This window comes from Arthrobacter sp. H5 (assembly GCF_000520595.1).
Taxonomy (GTDB): domain Bacteria; phylum Actinomycetota; class Actinomycetes; order Actinomycetales; family Micrococcaceae; genus Arthrobacter_D.
Map to the genome: position 1 here is coordinate 18411 of NZ_KI914979.1, position 20102 is coordinate 38512.

A 20102-nucleotide genomic window follows, 5' to 3' on the forward strand; every position below is an offset into this window, starting at 1 on the left:
GGACTTATTCCTTGCTCACATTTGCGAGAGATTCAGCGTTGACAATCGAGAGCAGATCACTGGGCTTGGGTACAAAGCCGCTCCACTCCGACGATGCGGCGAAGTTGAACGTCTCCACGTACATGACGTTGTCGTACACCTGGTCGTGGACGATACGGGCAATCTCCTGCAACGGTTCCTGCGCTACTTCCGGCGTGAGTGCTGTCGCGGCTTCTTCCATGAGTTCGCTGACCTCTGGATCGTCCACGCCGGCGTAGTTGATAAATCCTTCCGGCGAGAACAGCAGGGCGAAGTTGGACTGCGGCTCGTCGATGATGGCCCAGGAGCCCGCATAGATGTCAAAGTCCCTGTCAGCGGTGCGGGCGAGATAGGTGTTGCGATCCAGGCCCACGAGCTCAATGTTGATGCCGGCATCAAGGCTCTGATCCTGCACTAGCTCCGCCCAGGTGGAGACCATCGGATCGCCCTGGTCGTAGACCATTTCGAAGCTCAGCTCGTCATAGACATCGTCACCGTCAGCGTCAGCGAAACCAGCGTCTTCCAGCAACTGCCGGGACATTTCCGGATCGTAGGCGTACTCCTCCAGATCCAGGCCGTCCTGCCACTGCTCGTAGACGGGCGTCAGCACACTGGAGTTCGATGAAATGGCGTTGCCGCCCAGCACCACCTCGCGGATCGCGTCATAGTCGACCGCGTGGGCGAGCGCCTCCCGTACCTCGACCTGATCCAGCGGCGCCCTCCGCATGTTGTACTGCATGTGTGCCCAGCCCAGCGAGGGAACGGTGAACAGCTGCACCGAGTCGTCACCGGCCAGGTCTTCCGCGACCGCTGGCGGGAGAGCGTTGCCGATCATGTCCAGGTCGCCGGCGCGGAGCGCGAGCACTTCGGTGTTGACATCCGGGAACACCCGGAAGATCACCTCGTCCACGTTCGCGCTGCCCGATTCGACCAGCGGATAGTTCTCGGTTGCCTCCAGCACATAACGCTGCCCGTCCTCGACCTCGGTGAGCACAAAGGGGCCGGCCGAAACCCAGTCCGAGTCATTGGCGAACTCGGCGACTGACGGTGCTTCGCCGAAGACATGCTCGGGCACGATCGGCATCCAGAACCCAACACTGTTCAGGAACGCACCGTCAGGACGGCTCAGGGTGAACTCAATCCGGGTGTCCGAGACCGCCTCCGCACTTTCATACGCTGCGAGCATTCCAGCGACTGTGCCGATTTGCTCCTCTTTGATCGCGTTGATGGTGAAGATGACGTCTTCGGCGTTCAGAGGCTCGCCGTCCGTCCACTCCATGTCATCGCGCAGTTCCACAAACGCGGTCAGACCGTCCTCGGAATAGCCCCACTCCGTTGCAACAGAGGGAACTTTTTCGGCCTCATCGTTGAGGGTCATCATCGACGGATACATCAGATTGGTAACCCACGTGTCAGTGCGGCTATTGCCGACGAGCGGGTTGAAGTTGACCACGCCGGCGGTGGTACCCACCACCAGCTGGTTCCCGCCGTCGTCGTTGGCTTCCCCTGTGTCCTGCGTATCCGGGTCCGACGGCACACACCCGGCGAGCGCAAGCATCAGGGCCAAGGGAACGGCCAGCCGCGCCAAGTGTTTTCTCGCTGTGGAATTCTCCATCAGATCCAGACCTCCTCGATAACCCGCATGGCATTTCCTCCGACGACGGCGCGGATCTCGTCGTCCGAGTAGTCGTGGGATACCAGCCACGAGACGATGTTCCAGAAGCATTCAGCCGGGTTCTCCAGACCATCCACATAGGGAACGTGTTCGTATTCAACCCCTGCGTGGGCCTCGCCCAGGGAAAGCGCACCCGCAAAGAGGTTGTGCAGGCCCACATGGTCGCCGAACAGGGTGTCCGGGCCGAAGGCGACGTGTTCGATTCCGACCAGGTCAACGCAGTACACAAAGTGGTCCATCACCGACTCGATCGTGTGGAGCGGATGTGCCGCCGAGAGAGTGGTGTGCGGGGCCGCCTCCAGTCCAATCACCCCGCCGCGCTCCGCGCACGCCTTGATGACGGAGTCCGGCTTCATCCGGTTTGTGTTCCACACGCCACGAGCTCCGGCATGGGTGATCATGATGGGCTTGGTGGAGTGTTCGATAGTGTCCATCGAGGTGACATCCCCGGAGTGTGAAACGTCGACGACGATGCCCAGCTTGTTCATTCGCTCCACGGCGCGCCGGCCAAAGACTGTCAGGCCGCCGTCGCCCTTTTCCTTCAAGCCACTGCCCAGCGTGTTCGCCTCGCTGTAGGCGATGCCGAGCTGACGTATGCCGAATCCGTAAAGAATGTCGATCCGGTCCAACTCGTTCTCGATTGGAGTTGACGCCTCCAGCCCGGCGATGAGCGCCAGCCGCCCGGTGTCCTTGGCGTGATGAATGTCGGCGACGGTTTCGGCCTTGATGACATAGTCCTGATGAGCAAGATCGGAGAAGCGCAGCCCCAGATCGGCAATGATGTCGGTCCACTTCCAGCCAGCCTGGCTGGTGACGCAGGCGGTACCGTCCATGAAATTGTCAATCACCGCTGTCATCCCGGAGCGGGCCAACCCTTCGTACCCGGTGCGGTGCCGGCCGGTCCGGTTGTAGTCAATGGTCTCGTCAATCTCCTCCGGAAACCGGGTGGGATGGTCATGGGTGGAAAGCACGATGCTCTCGGTGAGCAGACGTTGGACCCGTTCCTGCTGGGCCGTGGACAGTTTGGGCCCAGCATAAGCCGGAACGCGCTCGATCTCAGGTGCGAGGTTGAAAGATTTATAGTCGCGGCCTTCCTCGAGATAGCTGTAGGAGCGGTAGCCGGTGTAGCGCTTGGCGGGGTGGGGCACGGCGTTAGCCTTCCTGGTGGATTCTTCCGCGTCCCGAAATGGTCAGATAATGCATGAGAGACGACGGTAAAACTCATACGACTCCCACAATCTGTCATATATCCCCATCAAGAGCAATAGATTTGGCGGATTTCTGCATAGACATAGTTGGAAGCGGGAGCCATACTTGAACCCATGACCAAACCAAGCCCGCCGCGACTGGACGAACTGGATCGATGCATCCTCTCAGCGCTGCAGATCCATGGCCGCGCCAGTTGGCAGCAGATTGCCCGCGCCGTCGGCAGTTCCGACTCCACTGTGTCCCGTCGCGTCAACCAGATGCTGAGCGACGGCACCGCCCAGGTCATCGCTGCGACCGACCCACTGTTGTGCAGCGAGGGTTACCCGGTGCTCGTGCAGATCACCAGCCGGGCAGGAGCGACCGCCGAAGTGGCCAGGAAGCTCGCCCTCAGGCCTGATGTCCGGTTTGCGGCGCTGGTCACCGGATCCTTCGACGTCGTCGTGGAGCTGATTGTGCGCTCCCAGACGGAGCTTGGGTCCATACTTTTCAACGAGATTGACCGCATTCCGGGCGTCTGGTCGACCACCACCGAAAGCGTCGTGGCGCACTATAAGTTGGCCAACCTTTGGCTCGAGGGCGCGCTGCCACCCGAGGCAGTATCACGGCTGGAATCCGAGCGTGGAATGGTGGAGGCCGGTTCCCCGCGCCCTCTGGACGAACGCGAGCAGGCGCTTGTGGACCTGCTGGCCGGGGATGCACGGGCAAGTTTCGCGGCCATGGCCCAGCAGTTGGGAACCAGCGAATCGGCAGTACGACGACGGCTGGATGCCCTGGTGCGGGAGAGCCGCGTCCACTTCTCAACGATTGTTGATCCCGAGGTTTTCGGGTACACGGCACCCACAATGTACTGGTTGCACATGGAGCTCCGTCATGTGGAGGAGGCGGCGCGGATTCTGACGCAGCAGCCTGACGTCCGCTACGTGGCGGCCACCGCCGGGTACAGCGACCTCACCGTCGAGGTGGTACTGCGCGACCAGCAGGATCTGCACCGCTTCAACATGCAGGTATTGGGCGAGCTACCCGGGTTACGGCGCGCCGACGCCGGACTTGAGTTGGCGACGCTGAAACGTGCCTTCGTGCTCAACCAGAAGGCGCTCGACATGCTCACCGAACAACCGGTTCTCTCCGAAGGGGCACTAGCATGACTGAGTCTTCAGCACCTGCAGCAGTGAAGATCGAGGACCGTCCGGTGCTGGACATCCGCGACCTGTCTGTCACCTTCAAGGTCGGCGGACGGGAAGCGCCCGCCACCCGTGACGTCAACTTCTCCGTCTACCCGGGCGAAATTCTGGCGATCGTTGGAGAATCCGGGTCGGGGAAGAGCGTCAGCGCCATGTCGGTGCTGGACCTGCTTCCAAAGACCGCCACGCGCCGGGGCGTCATCGAGCTCAACGGTGAGGACATCAGCGGATTCGACGCGAAACGGGTTCGGAAGATGCGCGGTGGAGACATCGCGATGATTTTCCAGGAGCCCATGACGGCCCTGAATCCGGTATTTACCATCGGTTGGCAAATCAGTGAGATTCTCCGATTGCACACGTCCTTGTCACGCAAAGAAGCCAAGGCACGGGCCGTAGAGCTATTGGACCTCGTTGGTCTACCGGATCCCGAGAACCGTGTGAATTACTATCCGCACCAGCTCTCCGGCGGCCAGCGGCAGCGGGCGATGATTGCCATGGCAATCTCCTGCGACCCGAAAGTTCTGATTGCGGACGAGCCCACCACCGCCCTTGACGTCACGGTTCAGGCTGAAATCCTGGACTTGTTGCGCGATCTCCGGCACCGGGTTTCCTCGGCAATGATCCTCATCACCCACGACATGGGGGTTGTCGCTGACATCGCCGACCGTGTGATCGTCATGAAGGACGGGGAGATCGTCGAAGCGGCGCCCGTGCACAAACTGTTCGCTGAGCCTGCTCATCCTTACACCCAGCAATTACTTGCCGCAGTGCCTCACCTGGGTCACCGTCCCGAATCCGGTCGGCTTCTGGAAAGTGCCGACGAAGTCACGAAAGTAGCGGCTGAGAGCCGTGCGACCGTGAACGACGACGGCCCGATCCTTCAATTGCAGGACATAGTGGTCGACTATCCCGGGCGGCTGGGTCGCCCATCTTTCCGCGCCGTCGATTCGGTCACTTTGGAGATGCATCGCGGCGAGGTTCTGGGATTGGTGGGTGAATCCGGATCGGGCAAATCGACGCTCGGCCGGGTAGTGGTAGGACTCCAGGCTGTGACATCCGGCCGGGTTGTGCTCGCGGGACAGGACATAACCCATGCGTCGCGGGCCCAGCTCCGCCCACTGCGGCGCCGGTTGGGCATGGTGTTTCAGGATCCGGCTGCTTCCTTGAACCCGCGCTACACAATTGGCGACTGCATCAGCGAACCATTGCGGCTGCACCGTCTGGTGCGCGGTCGAAAGGATATGGATGCACGGGTTATGGAATTGCTGGAGAGCGTGGAGCTGCCGCCCTCCTGGCGGCAGCGCTTCCCGCATGAGCTCTCCGGAGGGCAGCGGCAGCGGGTGGCTATCGCCCGAGCAATAGCTCCCGAACCCGAACTCCTCGTGGCGGACGAGCCTACCAGCGCACTCGATGTGTCAGTCCAGGCGCGGCTGCTGGATCTGCTGATGGACCTTCAGGCGCGCCTGCAATTCTCCTGCCTGTTTATCAGCCATGATCTCGCCGTTGTAGAACTGTTGGCAGACCGCATTGCGGTGATGAATCGCGGAGTTGTCGTTGAGCAGGGCGGCCGTGAACAGGTACTTCGCCGACCGGAGCACCCCTATACGCGCCGACTTCTCGCGGCAGCGCCGGTGCCCGACCCGATTGAACAGCGGCGACGGCGCGCGCAGCTGACGTCAGGCGTCGACGTCCCATAAGAAAAGCCTTTGGAGTTGTGCATTAGCACACTCCCGGCCGCATAACCGGTTGCCCTCAACCAGTACCACCCGCACCCAATCGCTGGCAGTCTTATAAGAATCATGCTTGATCTAAAACTCATCAATGCCCTGATCTTCACCATGGCGGACGGCGCGTCCCCTGCCTACGCTCTGGGGGTGCTTCACGGCAGGATCGTTGGCCTGGACCAGGACGTCCTCGACCTCCCAGCGCGCCGGACGCTGGATGGTGGCGGCGGCGTCGTCGTTCCCGGGTTTGGCGATGCGCACAACCACATGGCGTGGTTTGGACAGTCGCTGAGCGAGCTCGATCTCAGCGACTGCCGCACGCTGGAGGAACTGTATAGCGCCGTTGGGCGGTGCGCGGACGGGCTCGACGACGGCGCGTGGGTGATCGCTTCCGGCTACGACGACACGGTGCTCGGCGCGCATCCGCACCGGACGTCCCTGGATGCGGCGGCGCCCGGCCGTCCCGTCTGGCTCAAGCACAGGTCCGGGCACATGTGCACGGTCAACACCGAGGTGCTGCAGCGGGCAGGAGTGCTGGACGGTTCGGCGGAGACTCCCGAGGGCGGGAAGGTGGTCCACGACGACGACGGCCCCACCGGCACGCTCGAAGAGCAGGCGCAGAAGCTGGTCACCGAGCTCGTGGTCCCCTACCCCGTGGGCGTCCTCGCCGACGCCATTGCGGCAGCCAGTTCGGTGTATGCCTCCGAAGGGCTGACCCATGTGACGGAAGCGGGCATCGGGTCCGGGTGGATTGGGCGGAGCCCGGTGGAGCTTGCCGCGTACACACTGGCCCGCAGCCGCGGAGAACTGAAGACTAGGGTGCAGCTGATGGCGTCGAGCGACGCGCTGCACCCTGTGACGTCGCATGTGGAGGATGGCATCAGCTTTGGGCTGGACCTCGGGGTGTCGTCCGGTTTTGGCGATGACCACGTGCGGCTGGGTGCGATGAAGATCTTTGTGGACGGCTCGTTGATCGGACGCACCGCCGCGGTGACTGAACCGTTCTGCGACCATGGCCACCCCAGCGGCAGCTTTCAGCTGTCTGTGGAGGAGCTGACCCGTCGGATTGTCGAGGCGCACTGCTCGGGCTGGACCGTTGCTGCGCATGCGATCGGGGACAGCGCCGTCGACGTCGCACTCGACGCCTTTGAGGCAGCCCAGCTGGCACTCCCCCGGCCCGATGTCCGTCACCGCATAGAGCACGCCGGAATTGTCCGGCCGGATCAGGTGAACCGGTTTGCGTCGCTGGGTGTCACTCCGGTGCCGCAACTGCGGTTTCTGTACGAGATGGGCGACACCTTCGCGGACGCGCTTGGGCCTGACCGCGAGCCGTGGGTTTACCGGCACCGCACGTTCCTGGATTCCGGGGTGCGGGTGCCGGGCAGTTCGGACCGTCCGGTGGCTAATGGTGCCCCGATGCTGGGGATGCAGTCGATGGTGCAGCGGAGAACGTCGTCGGGCAGGGTCTTCGGTCCTGCCGAGTGCGTGGACGCGGAGACTGCGCTGCGCGCATACACGGTCGACGCCGCGTGGACGGCCGGCGATGAGAACCTGCGCGGCACACTGGAGGCGGGAAAGCTGGCCGACTTTGTGTTCCTGTCCGATCATCCGGCCGCGGTGTCCCCGGACGCGATCGGTGCGATCAGCGTGCTGGCGACAGTTGTTGACGGTGGCTGTGTCTTCGGCAAGGACTATTTCGATGCCCTTGAAACACCCGATCAATCCGTTTCACTCACCAAGGAAGTATGACCATGCAACCCCATGAGACAAGTTCGAAGGATGAGCCGGAAGTACCGGAGGTGAGCGGGGCAGATGCGGGCAAGATTGCACGCGCCGCCTTTGTGGGCACCGCGCTGGAATGGTACGACTATTTCCTCTTCGGCACCGCCGCGGCCATTGTGTTCAACCGGCTGTTCTTCACCGAACTCGACCCGACGGCGGCGACGCTGGCGGCGTTCGCGACCTTCGGCGTCGGCTTTGCTGCCCGGCCGATCGGCGCTGTGCTCTTCGGATACATCGGTGACCGGGTGGGCCGCAGACCGGCGTTGCTGATCACGATTGTGATGATCGGCTGTGCCACCGGGTTGATCGGTATCCTGCCGGACTTTGGCAGCATTGGCCTCGCCGCCCCGATCATGCTGGCCGTGCTGCGGCTGATGCAGGGACTGGCCGTTGGTGGTGAATGGGGCGGCGCCATGACCATTGCCGTGGAGCACGCGCCGATTGAGAAGCGCGGCAGGTATGCGGCGCTGGTCCAGGTGGGTTCGCCGATTGGCACACTGATGTCCTCGGGAGCATTTGCCCTGGTGCTGCTGCTGCCGTCGGAGCAGTTCGATGCGTGGGGCTGGCGGCTGCCGTTCCTGGGGGCATTCCCGCTGCTGCTCATTGCGCTGTACATCCGGTTGAAGGTGGAGGAGTCGCCGATCTTCCGCGAGCTGGTCAAGCTGGAGGAACGCGCAAAGATTCCGGCGCTCGATGTGTTTAAGCAGGCCTGGGGCCGACTGCTGGTTGCCATTGCCGCGGCGTTCCTCGGTGTTGGCGGGTTCTACATCATGACCACGTTTGTAATCAGCTACGGTGCTGACACGCTTGGCCTGGACCGCGGGCTGATGGTGAATGCAACGTTGGTAGCCGCCGTCGTGCAGATTTTTGTGGTGCTCGCGGTGGGTCGCGTGGCCGAGAAAGTCGGACCCGGACGCATGACGTTCTATGGTGGCCTGGCCACCGCTGTGGGGGCGTTCCCGCTGTTCTGGATGATCGATACCCGCAATCCGGCGGCGATCATCCTGGCGGTGACCATCGGTATTGCGCTGGTTTCGCTGGCCTATGCGGTCACGGGTGCGCTGCTCACCGAGCTGTTCCCGCCGAACCTGAGGTACAGCGGTGTGGCGCTTGGCTACAACCTGGCCGGCGCGTTGAGCGGTTTCCTGCCGTTGATCGCGGTGGCGCTGTTGGGTGTGTCCGACGGCGGATCGTGGACTGCTGCGCTGCTGCTGATTGTGGTGTCGCTGATTACGGCAGTCGGCGGGTTCTACGGCGAGCGCCTGCGGGTGAAGGACAAGGCGATTGTGCGGTAAGAGGCAGTCAAGACGCGATGTGGAGTACCGCGACTCCTCAAGCTCAAGGCTGCATTCGGGCTATCCGTACCGCAACCATCGCGGGGATGTCATCCGGCACGGAGGGAAACGCGTCCGAAGCCGATTGGATGGAAGCGCCAAGCCGCTCCAGGGTGGCCTTGACGGTTGCGCTGGCGAGTCGACGCGGTATCCCCCAGCTTGCGCCTTCTTCAGCGATGTCGTCGGCGAAGATCCTGTTCATGGTGGAGTTCCCGTTGACCCACAGGCCGGCCGAGTCTGTTTGCGGCAGAAAGTGCATGGTGGGTACCACATCGTACATGGGCGACACTGAGCACCCTACCGGGCCGAGCATGAGCGAGTAGTTTTTTGCGTGGGCGCCGGCGTTACCAACAGCAATGTTGACTGTGACCTGCCGCAGCAGTGTGAGCAACTGCACCCTCGGATCGTTGGAGTATCGGCTCACGGCGCCGGCGATCTTGTGGAGGGAGGGCCTGACCGCCCTGGAACCGTCGGAGTTCACCGCCGAGTCAGAAGCGTATTTTGCATGAGGAGGACTACCCAGCATCTGGCAGCCATCCTCCTGATGCAACCTGCGGACGCCGTCTTTGGTCCCGGTACGGTCAAACCGGGTCACCAGCAGGGCTGGAACATCTTCAGGGTTTCCCATCATTGACACTGCGGCTGCCGGCGTCGCGGCGCCGGCAAGCGTCATTGCCCAGGCCTCGGCTGCCGCCATGCCCTGGTATTCGGTTTTCTCGGGCTTGACCAGGTGCGTTGAAATGGCTCCCTGCAGGGGTAGTGCCCAGCCTTCTCCGACACGGGTCAGCAGCAATTTGGACTGGAATCCACCCAGTGAGCTGCGGACCTCCCCTGCATCCTGCACCGGCCACTGAGGCAGCCGGTCAAGCATTGACGCGAGCTCCTCATGCGACACCAACTGGAGGGATGCTTCCTGTTCTGGTGCAAACCCCGCGGGACCTACGGCGACGGCACCCGCGCATTCCCAGCCAATCTTCTCCAAGAGGAGGAAGTCGTCATGGGAGGGGACCCCGGCTGCCCGGGCAGCCGCAGCGCGCTGATCGCCTTCCGGAAGCAGACCGGAGAACCAGTTGCGGGTGAGCACAGAGTTGAAGGGCTCCGGGCCCACGGGCATTGAGCAGGAGAGAAGCGGCTCCGCCCAATGCTCTTTCACCGTGTCCGGCAGGTACTTAAAGGTCCCTTCGCCGGCACGATCGAGGCTGATCTGCCCAACCAGTTGCCCGTGCAACAGCACGTCAAGGGTTCTCCCGGTCGGGCTCATCGTCCACGCTCCTCGTCGCCACGCAACACTGGCGTCCCTTTGGGCGCCAGTGCAAAGAAGTCACCGAGTATGGACAGCGTCTTCAGCGCCGTCTCCAGAGACACCCCGCCCACACCATTCTCGAGTGCCGCCAGCGTAGGCCGGGATACACCGACCCATTCGGCAAGCTCTGCCTGGGTCATCTCCTGGTGACGACGCCGGGCACGTAGATAACGGCCAAAGTCGACTGGGTCATATCCTGACGTCCACACAGCTGACTACCTCCATATGTAAACTTTTCTTTACATTAGGGGTCCTCGAAGACAAATGTCAAGGATTCTTGACATTTGTACTGTGAGCTAGATATGGCAAAAATTGTTTACATCTGAGAGCCGGACCTATTGCCTCATGTCAATACCTCCGGGTAGGGGTTGTGATTCGGCACCCTTTGTATATAGGATTCAAGCAATTCCTATATTGAAGGGTTTTCACTGTTGCATTCCCATCAGACTTTTTCCGTCGCCGATCTGCTCCGTCTCGCCTCAGCCGTCCTTGAGGCCCGCGGCGTTTCGGCGGATGACGCGGATCTGACTGCACGTTCGCTTGTGCAGGCGGATCAGCGCGGCATCTTTTCCCATGGTTTGTTACGCCTGCCGTTGTATTCGGAAGCCCTGCGTCTTGGCGGGATCAATCCGACTCCGGCAATGACGTTCTCCTCCGGACGGGACGCGGTCGCTGTCCTCGATGCGGATGCAGCGCTTGGCCAGGTGGCCATGCAGGCCGCCGTCGATCGGATCGTTGAGACCGGTCGCGGGCACGGCATAGCCGCCGTCGCTGTCCACAACAGCAGCCATTACGGCGCGGGTGCCTTCTGGAGCGACCAGCTCGCCGCCGCAGGCTTCCTTTCGTTCATCACGTCATCAACCGGACCTGTGGTCGCACCGCACGGCGGCATCGCCAAGGTGTTGGGGACCAACCCGCTGACGCTTGGCGCTCCCAGCGCTGACGGATGGCCACTCACCGCGGACCTGGCGACCAGCAACGGCGCCTATGGCAAGCTCATCGCCGCGAGGAACGAAGGCCGGCAGCTCCCCGAGGGCTGGGCTGTCGACGCTGAGGGCAACCCAACCACGGATCCGGATGCAGCCGCTGCCGGCTCCATGATCCCCTTCGGCAATCACAAGGGCTCGGCTGTTGCTGTACTCCTTGAGGCCTTCACCTCTTCCCTGACGGACGCAACGTACGCATTCGAGACGGTCGATATCTGGTCCAATCCCGCATCCAGGATGAACAACGGGCACCTGATAGTGGGCATCGACACCGAGGCGTTCTCGGGCCGTGCCCACACCGAAGCCCGCGTGGCGGACCTTCAGCAGCGGGTGCGTGAATCCGGACCGGCAGGCAGGGAAGTACTGGCCCCGGGAGATCCGGAACGTATCCGGGAATCCGAAGCGGATTCGGACGTGCACCTGCCAGCCTCCACCGCAAACCAGTTGCGTCAACTCGCAGAAGAGCTCTCACTTCCATCGACCGTCTAACAAAAAACCCACCACCAACCGTTCACAACCGTATTCCCGGAAGGAATCCAGCAATGAAGCTCGAAAACTCCACCCTCACCCGCCGTCGTCGTACCTTCACAGCTCTCGGCCTCGCAGCAAGCGCCGCGCTCCTGCTCTCGGCGTGCAACGTCGGCACTCCAGTGGACCGCGATGAAGCCGGTCAGGCAGACACAGATGCCAAGACGCTGCGCCTTGCACACGTCTACGAAGCTGGCCACCCCGTCGAAGAGTGCGGCGTCACCACTCTGAAGGAAGAACTGGACGGAAGCGGGCTGCAGATCGAAAGCTTCCCCGCCGCGCAGCTGGGCAACGAGTCCGAGTCCCTGGAGCAGGTTGCTTCCGGTGCCCTCGACATGGCCATCGCCGGCCCCTCATTCCTCGGAGTATGGGAAGAGGACGCAGCAGTGCTGGACGGCGCCTACCTGTTCGAGGACGTGGAACACTTCATCGAGACCGTCGAGGGCGACACCATGACCAGCGTGTTCGACGCACTCTACGAAAGCTCCGACATCAAGGTCCTCTCCAGCTGGTACTACGGCACCCGCCACGTGACCGCCAATAAGGAGATCAGCACGTCCGAGGACTTCGCCGGCCTGAAGATCCGCACCCCCAACGCGCCGCTGTACCTCGCGAACATCGCGGCCATGGGCGGCACCGCCACTCCGATGGCACTCGACGAGGTCTACCTCGCCCTCCAGCAGGGCGTCATCGACGCGCAGGAGAACCCGATCCCCACCATCTCCACCGCTAAATTCAACGAGGTCCAGGACTACATCAACCTCACCGCCCACATGATCCAGGGCGTCCAGATCACCACCGGCCGCACCGTCTACGAAGGTCTCAGCGAAGAAGAGCGCAGCGCGCTTGAAGGCGCTATGGCTGCAGCAGCCGACGCCACCCGCGTATGCATCGAGGAGCAGGAACAGGGCATCCTGGAGGAATGGAAGTCCGGCGAGGGCATCCAGGTCAACGAGGACGTAGACCGTGAGTCCTTCGCTGCTGCTGCCGAAGAAGCCATGCTCAAGCAGCCTTGGGGTGAGCTGTACCAGGAAATCAAGGACGCCCGGTGAGTTCACACCCTTCCCGTGCCGAAGCACCAAACGAGAACAACGTCGCCACCGGCTCTCATGTCCCCGATGAACCCGACGATCCGGACTTCGCAGAACAGCACAGCCGGCTCTACCGGGGACTGGTCAACGTCGAACGGGGTGCCTCCTGCACCCTGCTGGTGGCGACACTAGGCCTGATCGTCCTCCAGGTTGTCAGCCGCTACGTGTTCAATTCGCCGTTCAGCTGGACAGAGGAACTGGCACGGTTTGCGCTGCTCTGGTTCACCTTTGTCTCCGCCGGTTTTGTGATGGCGCGCCGCATCCACATCGCGGTAGACCTGCTCGCCAGCAAGCTTGGGCGGGTCGGCACCATTGTCCTGGACACTTTCGCCCTCACCGCGGTGCTGGTGACGGCGGGAGTGATGTCCGTGGCCGGCGCCGAGTTCGCCATCGGCGCCAACCGGCTTTTGGCTCCAGCCACGAGCCTGCCTATGAGCGTCGTCTACAGCGCCGCAGTGACCGGGTTTGTGCTCATCTTCCTGCACGCCGCCCTGCACATCTACCTCAATATCCGCCATCCCGAGGTTGTTCCGGATGCCATGGAAAACCTCGAGCGGGAAGCGGTCTAGGACACCATATGACTCTCCTCATCATGCTCATTGCGCTGCTGGTGCTACTTGCCCTGCGCGTCCCTGTCTCCTTTGCGCTACTCATTCCCTCCGTCGCCTACGTCATCATGGATCCGACGGCGCGAATCGGCACCGCCGTGCAGCAGACCGTTTCCGGCGTGGACAGCTTCGCGATCCTCGCGGTGCCGATGTTCATCCTGCTCGGCAACCTTGCCAACGTCTCCGGAGTTACGGACAAGCTCTACGACGCCGCCGTGGCTGCCATCGGGCACCTGCGTGGCAGCCTCGGCTACGTGAATGTCGCCACCAGCTTCGGCTTCTCCTGGATGAGCGGCGCCGCGATTGCCGACGCAGCGGCCATGGGCCGGGTACAGGTGCCGGCCATGGTGGAACGCGGCTACAAGCGCGAATTTGCGCTCGGCGTCACCGGTGCCTCAAGCCTCATCGCGCCCATGATTCCGCCCAGCATTCCAGCCGTAATCTACGCGGTCACCGCAGGAGTCTCCGTGGGTGCACTGTTCATGGCCGGCATCGTGCCCGCCCTGGTGCTGGTCACCGCCCTGTGCTTCACCGTCTGGCTGCTCATGCGCAAGCGTGAGGACCTGCGCCTGCCGAAGTCATCGTGGAAGGTGCGCGGACGCACCACCCTTGCGGCGCTGCCCGCCATGGGATCCGCCGTCGTCATCCTCGGCGGAATCCTCAGCGGCATCTTCACGCCAACGGAGGCGAGCGGGATCGGCGTGATCTACATCTTCGTCCTCGCTCTCGTCTACCGGATGCTGTCCTGGCGGAAGATCTACCGGACACTGCTCACTACGGTTGAAACCTCCGGGTCCGTGCTCCTGATCGTTGCCGCGGCAGCGCTCTTCGGCTGGGTCCTGGCCCGTGAGCAGGCACCCCAGGTGGCTGCGAACCTGATCCTGGAAATCACCAACCAGCCGATCGTGTTCTTGATCCTGGTCAACATCCTGCTCCTCCTCGTGGGCTGCGTCCTGGAACCCACCGCTGCAATCCTGATCCTGGTACCGGTGCTGCTTCCCGTAGCGGAAACCTTCGGCATCGATCCCATCCACCTGGGCATCATGGTGATCTTCAACCTCCTGATCGGCCTGATCACTCCCCCGGTGGGACTGGTGCTCTTTGTGCTGTCGAGCGTGACCCGGGCGCCGGTACCCACCGTCATCAAGGGCATCCTTCCGTTTTTCGCCCCGATGGTCGTCACACTCCTGGTCATCACTTTCGTCCCTGCCCTCACGATCGGACTGCCCACGCTATTGGGCTTCCTTTAGACCTGACTGCCCGCACCAACTGAACAAGGAATACCTATGTCACGCATCGCTTCAGTGCACACCACCGATGTGCGCTTCCCCACCTCCCTGGACCTCTCCGGATCCGACGCCGTCAACGTCGATCCCGACTACTCCGCCGCGTACGTCGAAATAGCAACGGACGACGGCGAGCGCGGCTACGGCCTCGTCTTCACCTGCGGGCGGGGCAACGAACTCATCACCGCGGCGATGGACAGCTACGGCGAGCTGCTGGTCGGCCGCGACACCGATGAGCTGGTCAACAACCTTGGCGATGCTTCCAGCAGGCTGGTCCACGACTCCCAGATGCGCTGGCTCGGCCCTGAGAAGGGTGTCTCGCACATGGCCTGCGGCGGCCTGATCAACGCCCTCTGGGATGTTCGGGCCCGGCGCGAGAACAAGCCTTTGTGGCTCCTCCTGAGCGACATGCCGGTGGCGGAACTGGTGAGCGCCGTGGACTTCACGCACATCGGCAATGCCCTGACCCCGCAGGACGCCACGGACATCCTCCAGCGCGGCCAGGAAGGTAAGCAGGAACGCATCGCGGAGCTGCAGCAGAACGGCTACCCCGCCTACACCACCACCCCGGGCTGGCTGGGCTACAGCGACGAGAAGCTGGTGCGCCTGGCGAAGGAGGCCGTCGCGGACGGTTTCGGGATGATCAAACTCAAGGTTGCCGGCAGCATCGAGGACGACCGCCGTCGCCTCTCCCTGGCGCGCGAAGCGGTGGGACCCGATGTCCGCATTGCCATCGACGCCAACCAGCGCTGGGAGGAACAGGAGGCCATCGACTGGGTGAACCAGCTCCAGGACTTCAACCCGTACTGGATCGAGGAGCCCACCAGCACCGATGACATCCTCGCCCACGCGGCCATCCGCAAGGCTGTGCACCCGATCAAGGTGGCAACCGGTGAGGCCGTCCAAAGCCGCATCATCTTCAAGCAGCTGCTGCAGGCCGGGGCGATTGACATCATGCAGATCGACTCGACGCGGGTTGCCGGTGTCAATGAGAACATCGCCAACCTGCTCCTCGCGGCAAGGTTCAACACCCCGGTCTGCCCGCATGCCGGCGGCGTGGGCCTGTGCGAGCTGGTCCAGCATTTCTCATTCTTCGACTACGCAGCGATCACGGGGTCCATGGAGGATCGGGTTATTGAGTTCGTTGACCACCTCCACGAGCATTTCGCCGAGCCGGTGGTCGTCACGGGCGGACGCTACCAGGCACCGAAGCTTGCAGGGGTCGGCGCCGAGATGCTGAACGATTCCACCGCACGGTGGACGTTCCCCACAGGCGCCGGCTGGCAGGAACTGAACGCACGCTGACCACCCGAACCAACCCGGAAGGAGTCCCATGACTGCCGCTACCCTGACCATTGCAACGACCACTGACGAGGTGGAGGCGGCGGCCAAGAGCGCCCATGCTGCCTTCCTTTCCGCTGCCGGAACCGATCCGTCCACCCGCGCGGGCTGGCTGGACGCCGTCGCGCAGGCCCTGCGGGAGAATGCCGGGGAGCTGGTGCCGCTCGGCGTCGCTGACACCCACCTTGCGGAGGCGCGCCTGCAGGGGGAGCTAAAACGCTCGGCCTTCCAGCTCGAGCTCCTGGCCGGCGAGGTGCGCTCCGGCGTCGTCCTGGATGCGGTGATTGACCACACCGATCCCGACTGGGGTATGGGGCCGCGGCCGGATATCCGCCGCGTCAATGTGCCCCTCGGCGTCGTTGGTGTGTTCGGTGCCTCCAATTTTCCGTTCGCTTTCAGTGTGATGGGCGGTGACAGCGCGTCTGCCCTCGCTGCGGGCTGCGCCGTCCTGCACAAGATCCATCCCGGGCATAAGACCCTTGCGCTGCGCACGGCTGAGGTGGTGGTCGAGGCGCTGCGGAACGCCGGTGCGCCGGAGGGCCTGTTCGCCGTCGTCGACGGTCGCCCTGCGGCAGAGGCTATGGTGGACCACCCGCTGGTGAAGGCCATCGGGTTCACCGGGTCCACCGCCGGCGGCCGCGCCCTGTTCAACCGCGTGTCAGCCCGGCCGGAGCCCATCCCCTTCTACGGGGAACTCGGCAGCATCAACCCGGTCTTTGTCCTGCCGGAGGCCTGGTCCTCCCGGTCGGCGGACATCCTATCCGGCTACGCGGCGTCGTTCACGATGGGCATGGGACAGTTCTGCACCAAACCCGGCGTCCTGTTCATCCCGGACTCAGCCACAGAGGACCTGCTCCGCGGCGCTCTGGCTCCGGCACTGGAACAGGCACCGCTCGCGAAGCTGCTGACTCCGGGCCTCCGGAATTCGTTTGGCCAGGCGCGCGACGGGGTGGCCGGCTTCGACGGTGTCCGGGCCCTTGTGCCCGGGTCCGACGACGAGGCCCCGTCCCCCACCGTCCTGCTGACGGACGCGGCGGCCGTGCGGTCGAATCCGGAGATCCTGCGGCAGGAGATGTTCGGGCCGGCGACCGTAGTGGTCCGGTACAGCAGCCCCGCGGTCCTGCCGGAGCTGGCACAGGCGATGGAGGGCCAGCTCACCGCCACCATCCATGCGGACGATGCCGACGACGCCGGCGACCTGCTCCGGACCCTTACCGGCATCGCGGGCCGCGTGTTGTGGAACGGCTGGCCCACCGGGGTGACCGTCTCACATGCCCAGCAGCACGGCGGACCGTACCCGGCCACCACGGCGCCGGGAACGACGTCGGTCGGTACCGCCGCCGTCGGACGCTTCACGCGCCCGGTCGCTTACCAGGATGTACCCGACAGTGCGCTGAATCCGGCTCTGCAGGAGGCCAATCCGTGGGGTATCCGCCGGCGGGTGGACGGCCGGTTCGACGACGCGCCATCCGGATTCGGGGAGGCCGTACGATGAGCAGCGTACTTCCCGAAGATGCCGAGAGGGCTCTGCTCGTGGGGCGCCTCTGGGACCCGGTGACCGCCGGTCCGAGGCCTGTTCTGGTTGACGGTGACACCCTGGTGGACCTGTTCGGCTATGCCGCCACGTTGTCGGAGCTGCTCAACGAGGATGCCTCTGGCGCCCTGCTTGAGCAGGCCCGGGCGTCCGATGCGCAGCGCTGGGATCTAGCCGGCGTGGTCAGCACAACACCGGATGACGACGGCCTGCCCCATCTGCTGGCGCCGGTGGACCTGCAGGCTGTGAAGGCCTGCGGAGTCACCTTCGTCGACAGCATGATCGAACGCGTCATCGAGGAACGCTGCGCGGGCGATTCCACGCTCGCCGAGCAGATGCGCGCACAGGTGCTTGAGGCACTCGGGGGCACCCTTGCCGGTGTCCGCCCCGGATCACCGGAGGCGGCCCGCGTCAAGGAGGTTCTGGTCCGCGAAGGATTCTGGTCGCAGTACCTGGAGGTGGGGATCGGCCCGGATCCTGAAGTGTTCACCAAGGGCCCCGTCCTGTCCGCGGTGGGTACCGGGGCGCGCATCGGCATCCCGTCCTTCTCCTCCTGGAACAATCCGGAGCCGGAGCTGGTGCTCGTGGTGGACAACCGCGGCCGGATCCGTGGCTGCACCCTCGGCAACGACGTCAACCTCCGCGACGTCGAGGGCCGCAGCGCGCTGCTGCTCGGGATGGCCAAAGACAACAACGGGTCCACCGCAATAGGACCCTTTGTGAGATTGTTCAATGGTTCCTACACGCTCGACGACGCCCGGCAGGAGACCATCCAGCTCACGGTGCGCGGCTCCGACGGTTACATCCTGAGTGGAACCAACAGCGTCCAACGGCTGAGCCGCCCGTTCGAGGAACTTGTTGGAGCGGCGTATGGATCCCACCACCAGTATCCGGACGGCTTTGTCCTGTTCACGGGAACGCTTTTCGCGCCGAATGAGGACCGGGACACTCCCGGAATGGGGTTCACGCACAAGGGCGGCGACGTGGTGGAGATCGGCAGTGCCCGGCTGGGTACACTGACAAACATGGTGGCACCCACGGAGGACCTGGAGCCCTGGCGGTTTGGGATCGGCAGCCAGCTGCAGTACATCCTGGCGCACTCGCGCGCCAACACGCCCGCAGGCAGGGCAGGTGCCCGATGACTGAGACCACCATCCGGGATCTTGAACCCCGCGGCCGCTCGGGCGCTGACGTCTACGGGATTCTGCGCGCGAAGATCCTGGACCTGCAGCTGCCGCCGGATGGGAAGATCAACATCGACGCGCTTGCCCGCGAATTGGGTGTCTCCCAGACACCCATCCGCGAAGCCCTCAGCCAGCTCGAGGGTGACAGGCTCATTGTGAAGAGTCCGGGCAAGGGGTACCGCACCACGGCGCTCCTGGGTACCGCGGAACTGCGCGAGTTGTTTGAGTTCCGTCTGCTCGTTGAACCGTGGGCGGCTCGTGCGGCCGCGGTGAACCGTCTGGTCAACCCGGCGCGGATGCTCCAGGCGTCCCTGGAGGACTTCGAATCGGGCGCTGCACTGGACGGCGGCGTCAGGCACCAGCTGGTCGCCCACGACACTGTCTTCCACGACCGCATCCTCTCGGCCAGCAGCAATGAGTTTGCACTTCACGCCTACCGGGCGACGCACTGTCACCTGCACCTTTTCCGCCTCCACCCGGCGGACTATCAGGGAACCACCACCGTGGAGGAGCACCGCGAGATTGTGAACGCCATCGCTGCGTGCGACCCGGATGCAGCGGAGGAAAGCATGCACCGGCACCTCATCGGCGCCTACCACCGCTTCGCTGAGGCGTTTTCGCAGGAGGATTCAGGGCTGAGGGTTCCGCCTCCGGCCAAGCTCTGCTGATTTTCTACCCTTCCCGGACTGACAAGGACGTTGACGATGGATTCTTTTGCGGGCGTGCGCGCCCTGGTAACCGGCGGTGCCTCCGGGATCGGCGCCGCTGTGACCGCTGCCCTGACCGCACGTGGAGCGCGTGTAGCGGTGCTGGATCTGCGACCTGGGGGCCTGCCCGACGGCGTGGCCGGGTTCACCTGCGACATCGGCGATCGTGCGTCGGTTGACGACGCCGTTGCGGCGGCGGCCCGGGAACTGGGCGGGATTGACGTCGTCGTCAATAATGCGGGCGTCGGAGCGGCGGGAACCGTTGCCGATAATGACGACGACGAGTGGCTGCGCGTGCTCAATATCAACGTGGTGGGGATTGTCCGGGTATCCCGCGCCGCCCTGCCCTTCCTGCGGGAATCCGGGAGTCCGGCGATCGTGAATACGTCATCGATCGCGGCGACGCACGGCCTGCCGCAGCGCGCGCTGTACTCGGCTAGCAAAGGAGCCGTGGCGGCGCTGACGCGTGCCATGGCTGCGGACCACCTCCGCGAGGGCATCCGCGTGAATTGCGTCAACCCGGGCACGGCCGACACTCCGTGGGTGGCCAGACTGCTGGACGCGGCCGAGGACCCCGCGGCTGAACGCCAGGCGCTCGAGGCACGCCAGCC

Annotated in this window: 17 protein-coding genes; 13 read left to right on the forward strand and 4 right to left on the reverse strand. The window is 63.8% G+C overall.

What is annotated here, in order from left to right; genetic code table 11:
- Nucleotides 1–4: 4 nt before the first annotated feature.
- Nucleotides 5–1633 carry an ABC transporter substrate-binding protein gene (locus tag Y708_RS0103575; RefSeq protein WP_216699719.1) on the reverse strand — a complete coding sequence of 543 codons (1629 nt, stop codon included), beginning with the start codon at nt 1631–1633 and terminating at the stop codon, nt 5–7.
- Nucleotides 1633–2841, reverse strand: a complete 1209-nt coding sequence (locus tag Y708_RS0103580) for a dipeptidase (protein WP_028278872.1) — start codon at nt 2839–2841, stop codon at nt 1633–1635. Before Y708_RS0103580 ends, Y708_RS0103575 begins: the two co-directional genes overlap by 1 nt.
- Before the next feature lie 174 nt (nt 2842–3015).
- Here Y708_RS0103580 and Y708_RS0103585 point away from each other — a divergent pair, with 174 nt between their 5' ends.
- The 4 genes from Y708_RS0103585 (at nt 3016) to Y708_RS0103620 (ending at nt 8884) form a co-directional block, all read left to right on the forward strand.
- Nucleotides 3016–4047, forward strand: coding sequence for an Lrp/AsnC family transcriptional regulator (locus tag Y708_RS0103585; RefSeq protein WP_028278873.1), 1032 nt, complete (start codon nt 3016–3018; stop codon nt 4045–4047).
- Nucleotides 4044–5780 (forward strand): ABC transporter ATP-binding protein, encoded by a 1737-nt coding sequence (locus Y708_RS22580; RefSeq protein WP_035775152.1) that lies wholly within the window; start codon nt 4044–4046, stop codon nt 5778–5780. Before Y708_RS0103585 ends, Y708_RS22580 begins: the two co-directional genes overlap by 4 nt.
- Before the next feature lie 102 nt (nt 5781–5882).
- Nucleotides 5883–7556, forward strand: coding sequence for an amidohydrolase (locus Y708_RS22585; protein ID WP_051478540.1), 1674 nt, complete (start codon nt 5883–5885; stop codon nt 7554–7556).
- Nucleotides 7557–7558: 2 nt separating this feature from the next.
- Nucleotides 7559–8884 (forward strand): MFS transporter, encoded by a 1326-nt coding sequence (locus Y708_RS0103620; RefSeq protein ID WP_051478542.1) that lies wholly within the window; start codon nt 7559–7561, stop codon nt 8882–8884.
- A 43-nt stretch (nt 8885–8927) separates the two neighbouring features.
- Here the strand turns inward: Y708_RS0103620 and Y708_RS27310 are convergent, their stop codons facing one another.
- Together Y708_RS27310 and Y708_RS27315 are read right to left on the reverse strand one after the other, a co-directional pair.
- The gene (locus tag Y708_RS27310) at nt 8928–10184 is read right to left on the reverse strand and encodes a type II toxin-antitoxin system HipA family toxin (RefSeq protein ID WP_051478544.1); all 1257 of its coding nucleotides are present in this window, start codon (nt 10182–10184) and stop codon (nt 8928–8930) included.
- Entirely contained in the window at nt 10181–10435 is a 255-nt protein-coding gene (locus Y708_RS27315) for a helix-turn-helix transcriptional regulator (RefSeq protein WP_216699720.1), read from the reverse strand. The genes Y708_RS27310 and Y708_RS27315 overlap by 4 nt, the downstream gene beginning before the upstream one ends.
- Nucleotides 10436–10657: 222 nt before the next feature.
- On the opposite strand from Y708_RS27315, the gene Y708_RS0103635 reads away from it, so the two are divergent.
- The 9 genes from Y708_RS0103635 to Y708_RS22600 form a co-directional block, all read left to right on the forward strand.
- A complete protein-coding gene (locus Y708_RS0103635; RefSeq protein ID WP_028278879.1) occupies nt 10658–11701 on the forward strand; it encodes an Ldh family oxidoreductase in 1044 nt (347 codons plus the stop codon).
- A gap of 53 nt (nt 11702–11754) precedes the next feature.
- Entirely contained in the window at nt 11755–12792 is a 1038-nt protein-coding gene (locus Y708_RS0103640; protein WP_028278880.1) for a DctP family TRAP transporter solute-binding subunit, read from the forward strand.
- The gene (locus Y708_RS0103645; protein ID WP_028278881.1) at nt 12789–13400 is read left to right on the forward strand and encodes a TRAP transporter small permease; all 612 of its coding nucleotides are present in this window, start codon (nt 12789–12791) and stop codon (nt 13398–13400) included. The genes Y708_RS0103640 and Y708_RS0103645 overlap by 4 nt, the downstream gene beginning before the upstream one ends.
- Nucleotides 13401–13408: 8 nt before the next feature.
- Nucleotides 13409–14689, forward strand: coding sequence for a TRAP transporter large permease (locus Y708_RS0103650; protein ID WP_028278882.1), 1281 nt, complete (start codon nt 13409–13411; stop codon nt 14687–14689).
- A gap of 36 nt (nt 14690–14725) precedes the next feature.
- Nucleotides 14726–16030: an enolase C-terminal domain-like protein gene (locus Y708_RS0103655; protein WP_028278883.1), complete on the forward strand. Its 1305-nt coding sequence runs from the start codon at nt 14726–14728 to the stop codon at nt 16028–16030.
- Between the two features lie 28 nt (nt 16031–16058).
- Nucleotides 16059–17561: an aldehyde dehydrogenase (NADP(+)) gene (locus Y708_RS0103660; RefSeq protein WP_028278884.1), complete on the forward strand. Its 1503-nt coding sequence runs from the start codon at nt 16059–16061 to the stop codon at nt 17559–17561.
- Entirely contained in the window at nt 17558–18742 is a 1185-nt protein-coding gene (locus Y708_RS0103665) for a fumarylacetoacetate hydrolase family protein (protein ID WP_028278885.1), read from the forward strand. Before Y708_RS0103660 ends, Y708_RS0103665 begins: the two co-directional genes overlap by 4 nt.
- The gene (locus Y708_RS0103670) at nt 18739–19452 is read left to right on the forward strand and encodes a GntR family transcriptional regulator (RefSeq protein WP_028278886.1); all 714 of its coding nucleotides are present in this window, start codon (nt 18739–18741) and stop codon (nt 19450–19452) included. Before Y708_RS0103665 ends, Y708_RS0103670 begins: the two co-directional genes overlap by 4 nt.
- Before the next feature lie 36 nt (nt 19453–19488).
- Nucleotides 19489–20102 (forward strand): SDR family NAD(P)-dependent oxidoreductase (locus tag Y708_RS22600; protein ID WP_035775154.1); only part of this gene is annotated, 614 nt, incomplete at its 3' end.

Coding starts and splice junctions, on each gene's coding strand:
- Y708_RS0103575 (WP_216699719.1), bottom strand. CDS start 1,633: ATGGAGAATTCCACAGCGAGAAAACACTTGGCGCGGCTGGCCGTTCCC.
- Y708_RS0103585 (WP_028278873.1), top strand. CDS start 3,016: ATGACCAAACCAAGCCCGCCGCGACTGGACGAACTGGATCGATGCATC.
- Y708_RS22580 (WP_035775152.1), top strand. CDS start 4,044: ATGACTGAGTCTTCAGCACCTGCAGCAGTGAAGATCGAGGACCGTCCG.
- Y708_RS22585 (WP_051478540.1), top strand. CDS start 5,883: ATGCTTGATCTAAAACTCATCAATGCCCTGATCTTCACCATGGCGGAC.
- Y708_RS0103620 (WP_051478542.1), top strand. CDS start 7,559: ATGCAACCCCATGAGACAAGTTCGAAGGATGAGCCGGAAGTACCGGAG.
- Y708_RS27310 (WP_051478544.1), bottom strand. CDS start 10,184: ATGAGCCCGACCGGGAGAACCCTTGACGTGCTGTTGCACGGGCAACTG.
- Y708_RS0103640 (WP_028278880.1), top strand. CDS start 11,755: ATGAAGCTCGAAAACTCCACCCTCACCCGCCGTCGTCGTACCTTCACA.
- Y708_RS0103650 (WP_028278882.1), top strand. CDS start 13,409: ATGACTCTCCTCATCATGCTCATTGCGCTGCTGGTGCTACTTGCCCTG.
- Y708_RS0103655 (WP_028278883.1), top strand. CDS start 14,726: ATGTCACGCATCGCTTCAGTGCACACCACCGATGTGCGCTTCCCCACC.
- Y708_RS0103660 (WP_028278884.1), top strand. CDS start 16,059: ATGACTGCCGCTACCCTGACCATTGCAACGACCACTGACGAGGTGGAG.
- Y708_RS0103665 (WP_028278885.1), top strand. CDS start 17,558: ATGAGCAGCGTACTTCCCGAAGATGCCGAGAGGGCTCTGCTCGTGGGG.
- Y708_RS0103670 (WP_028278886.1), top strand. CDS start 18,739: ATGACTGAGACCACCATCCGGGATCTTGAACCCCGCGGCCGCTCGGGC.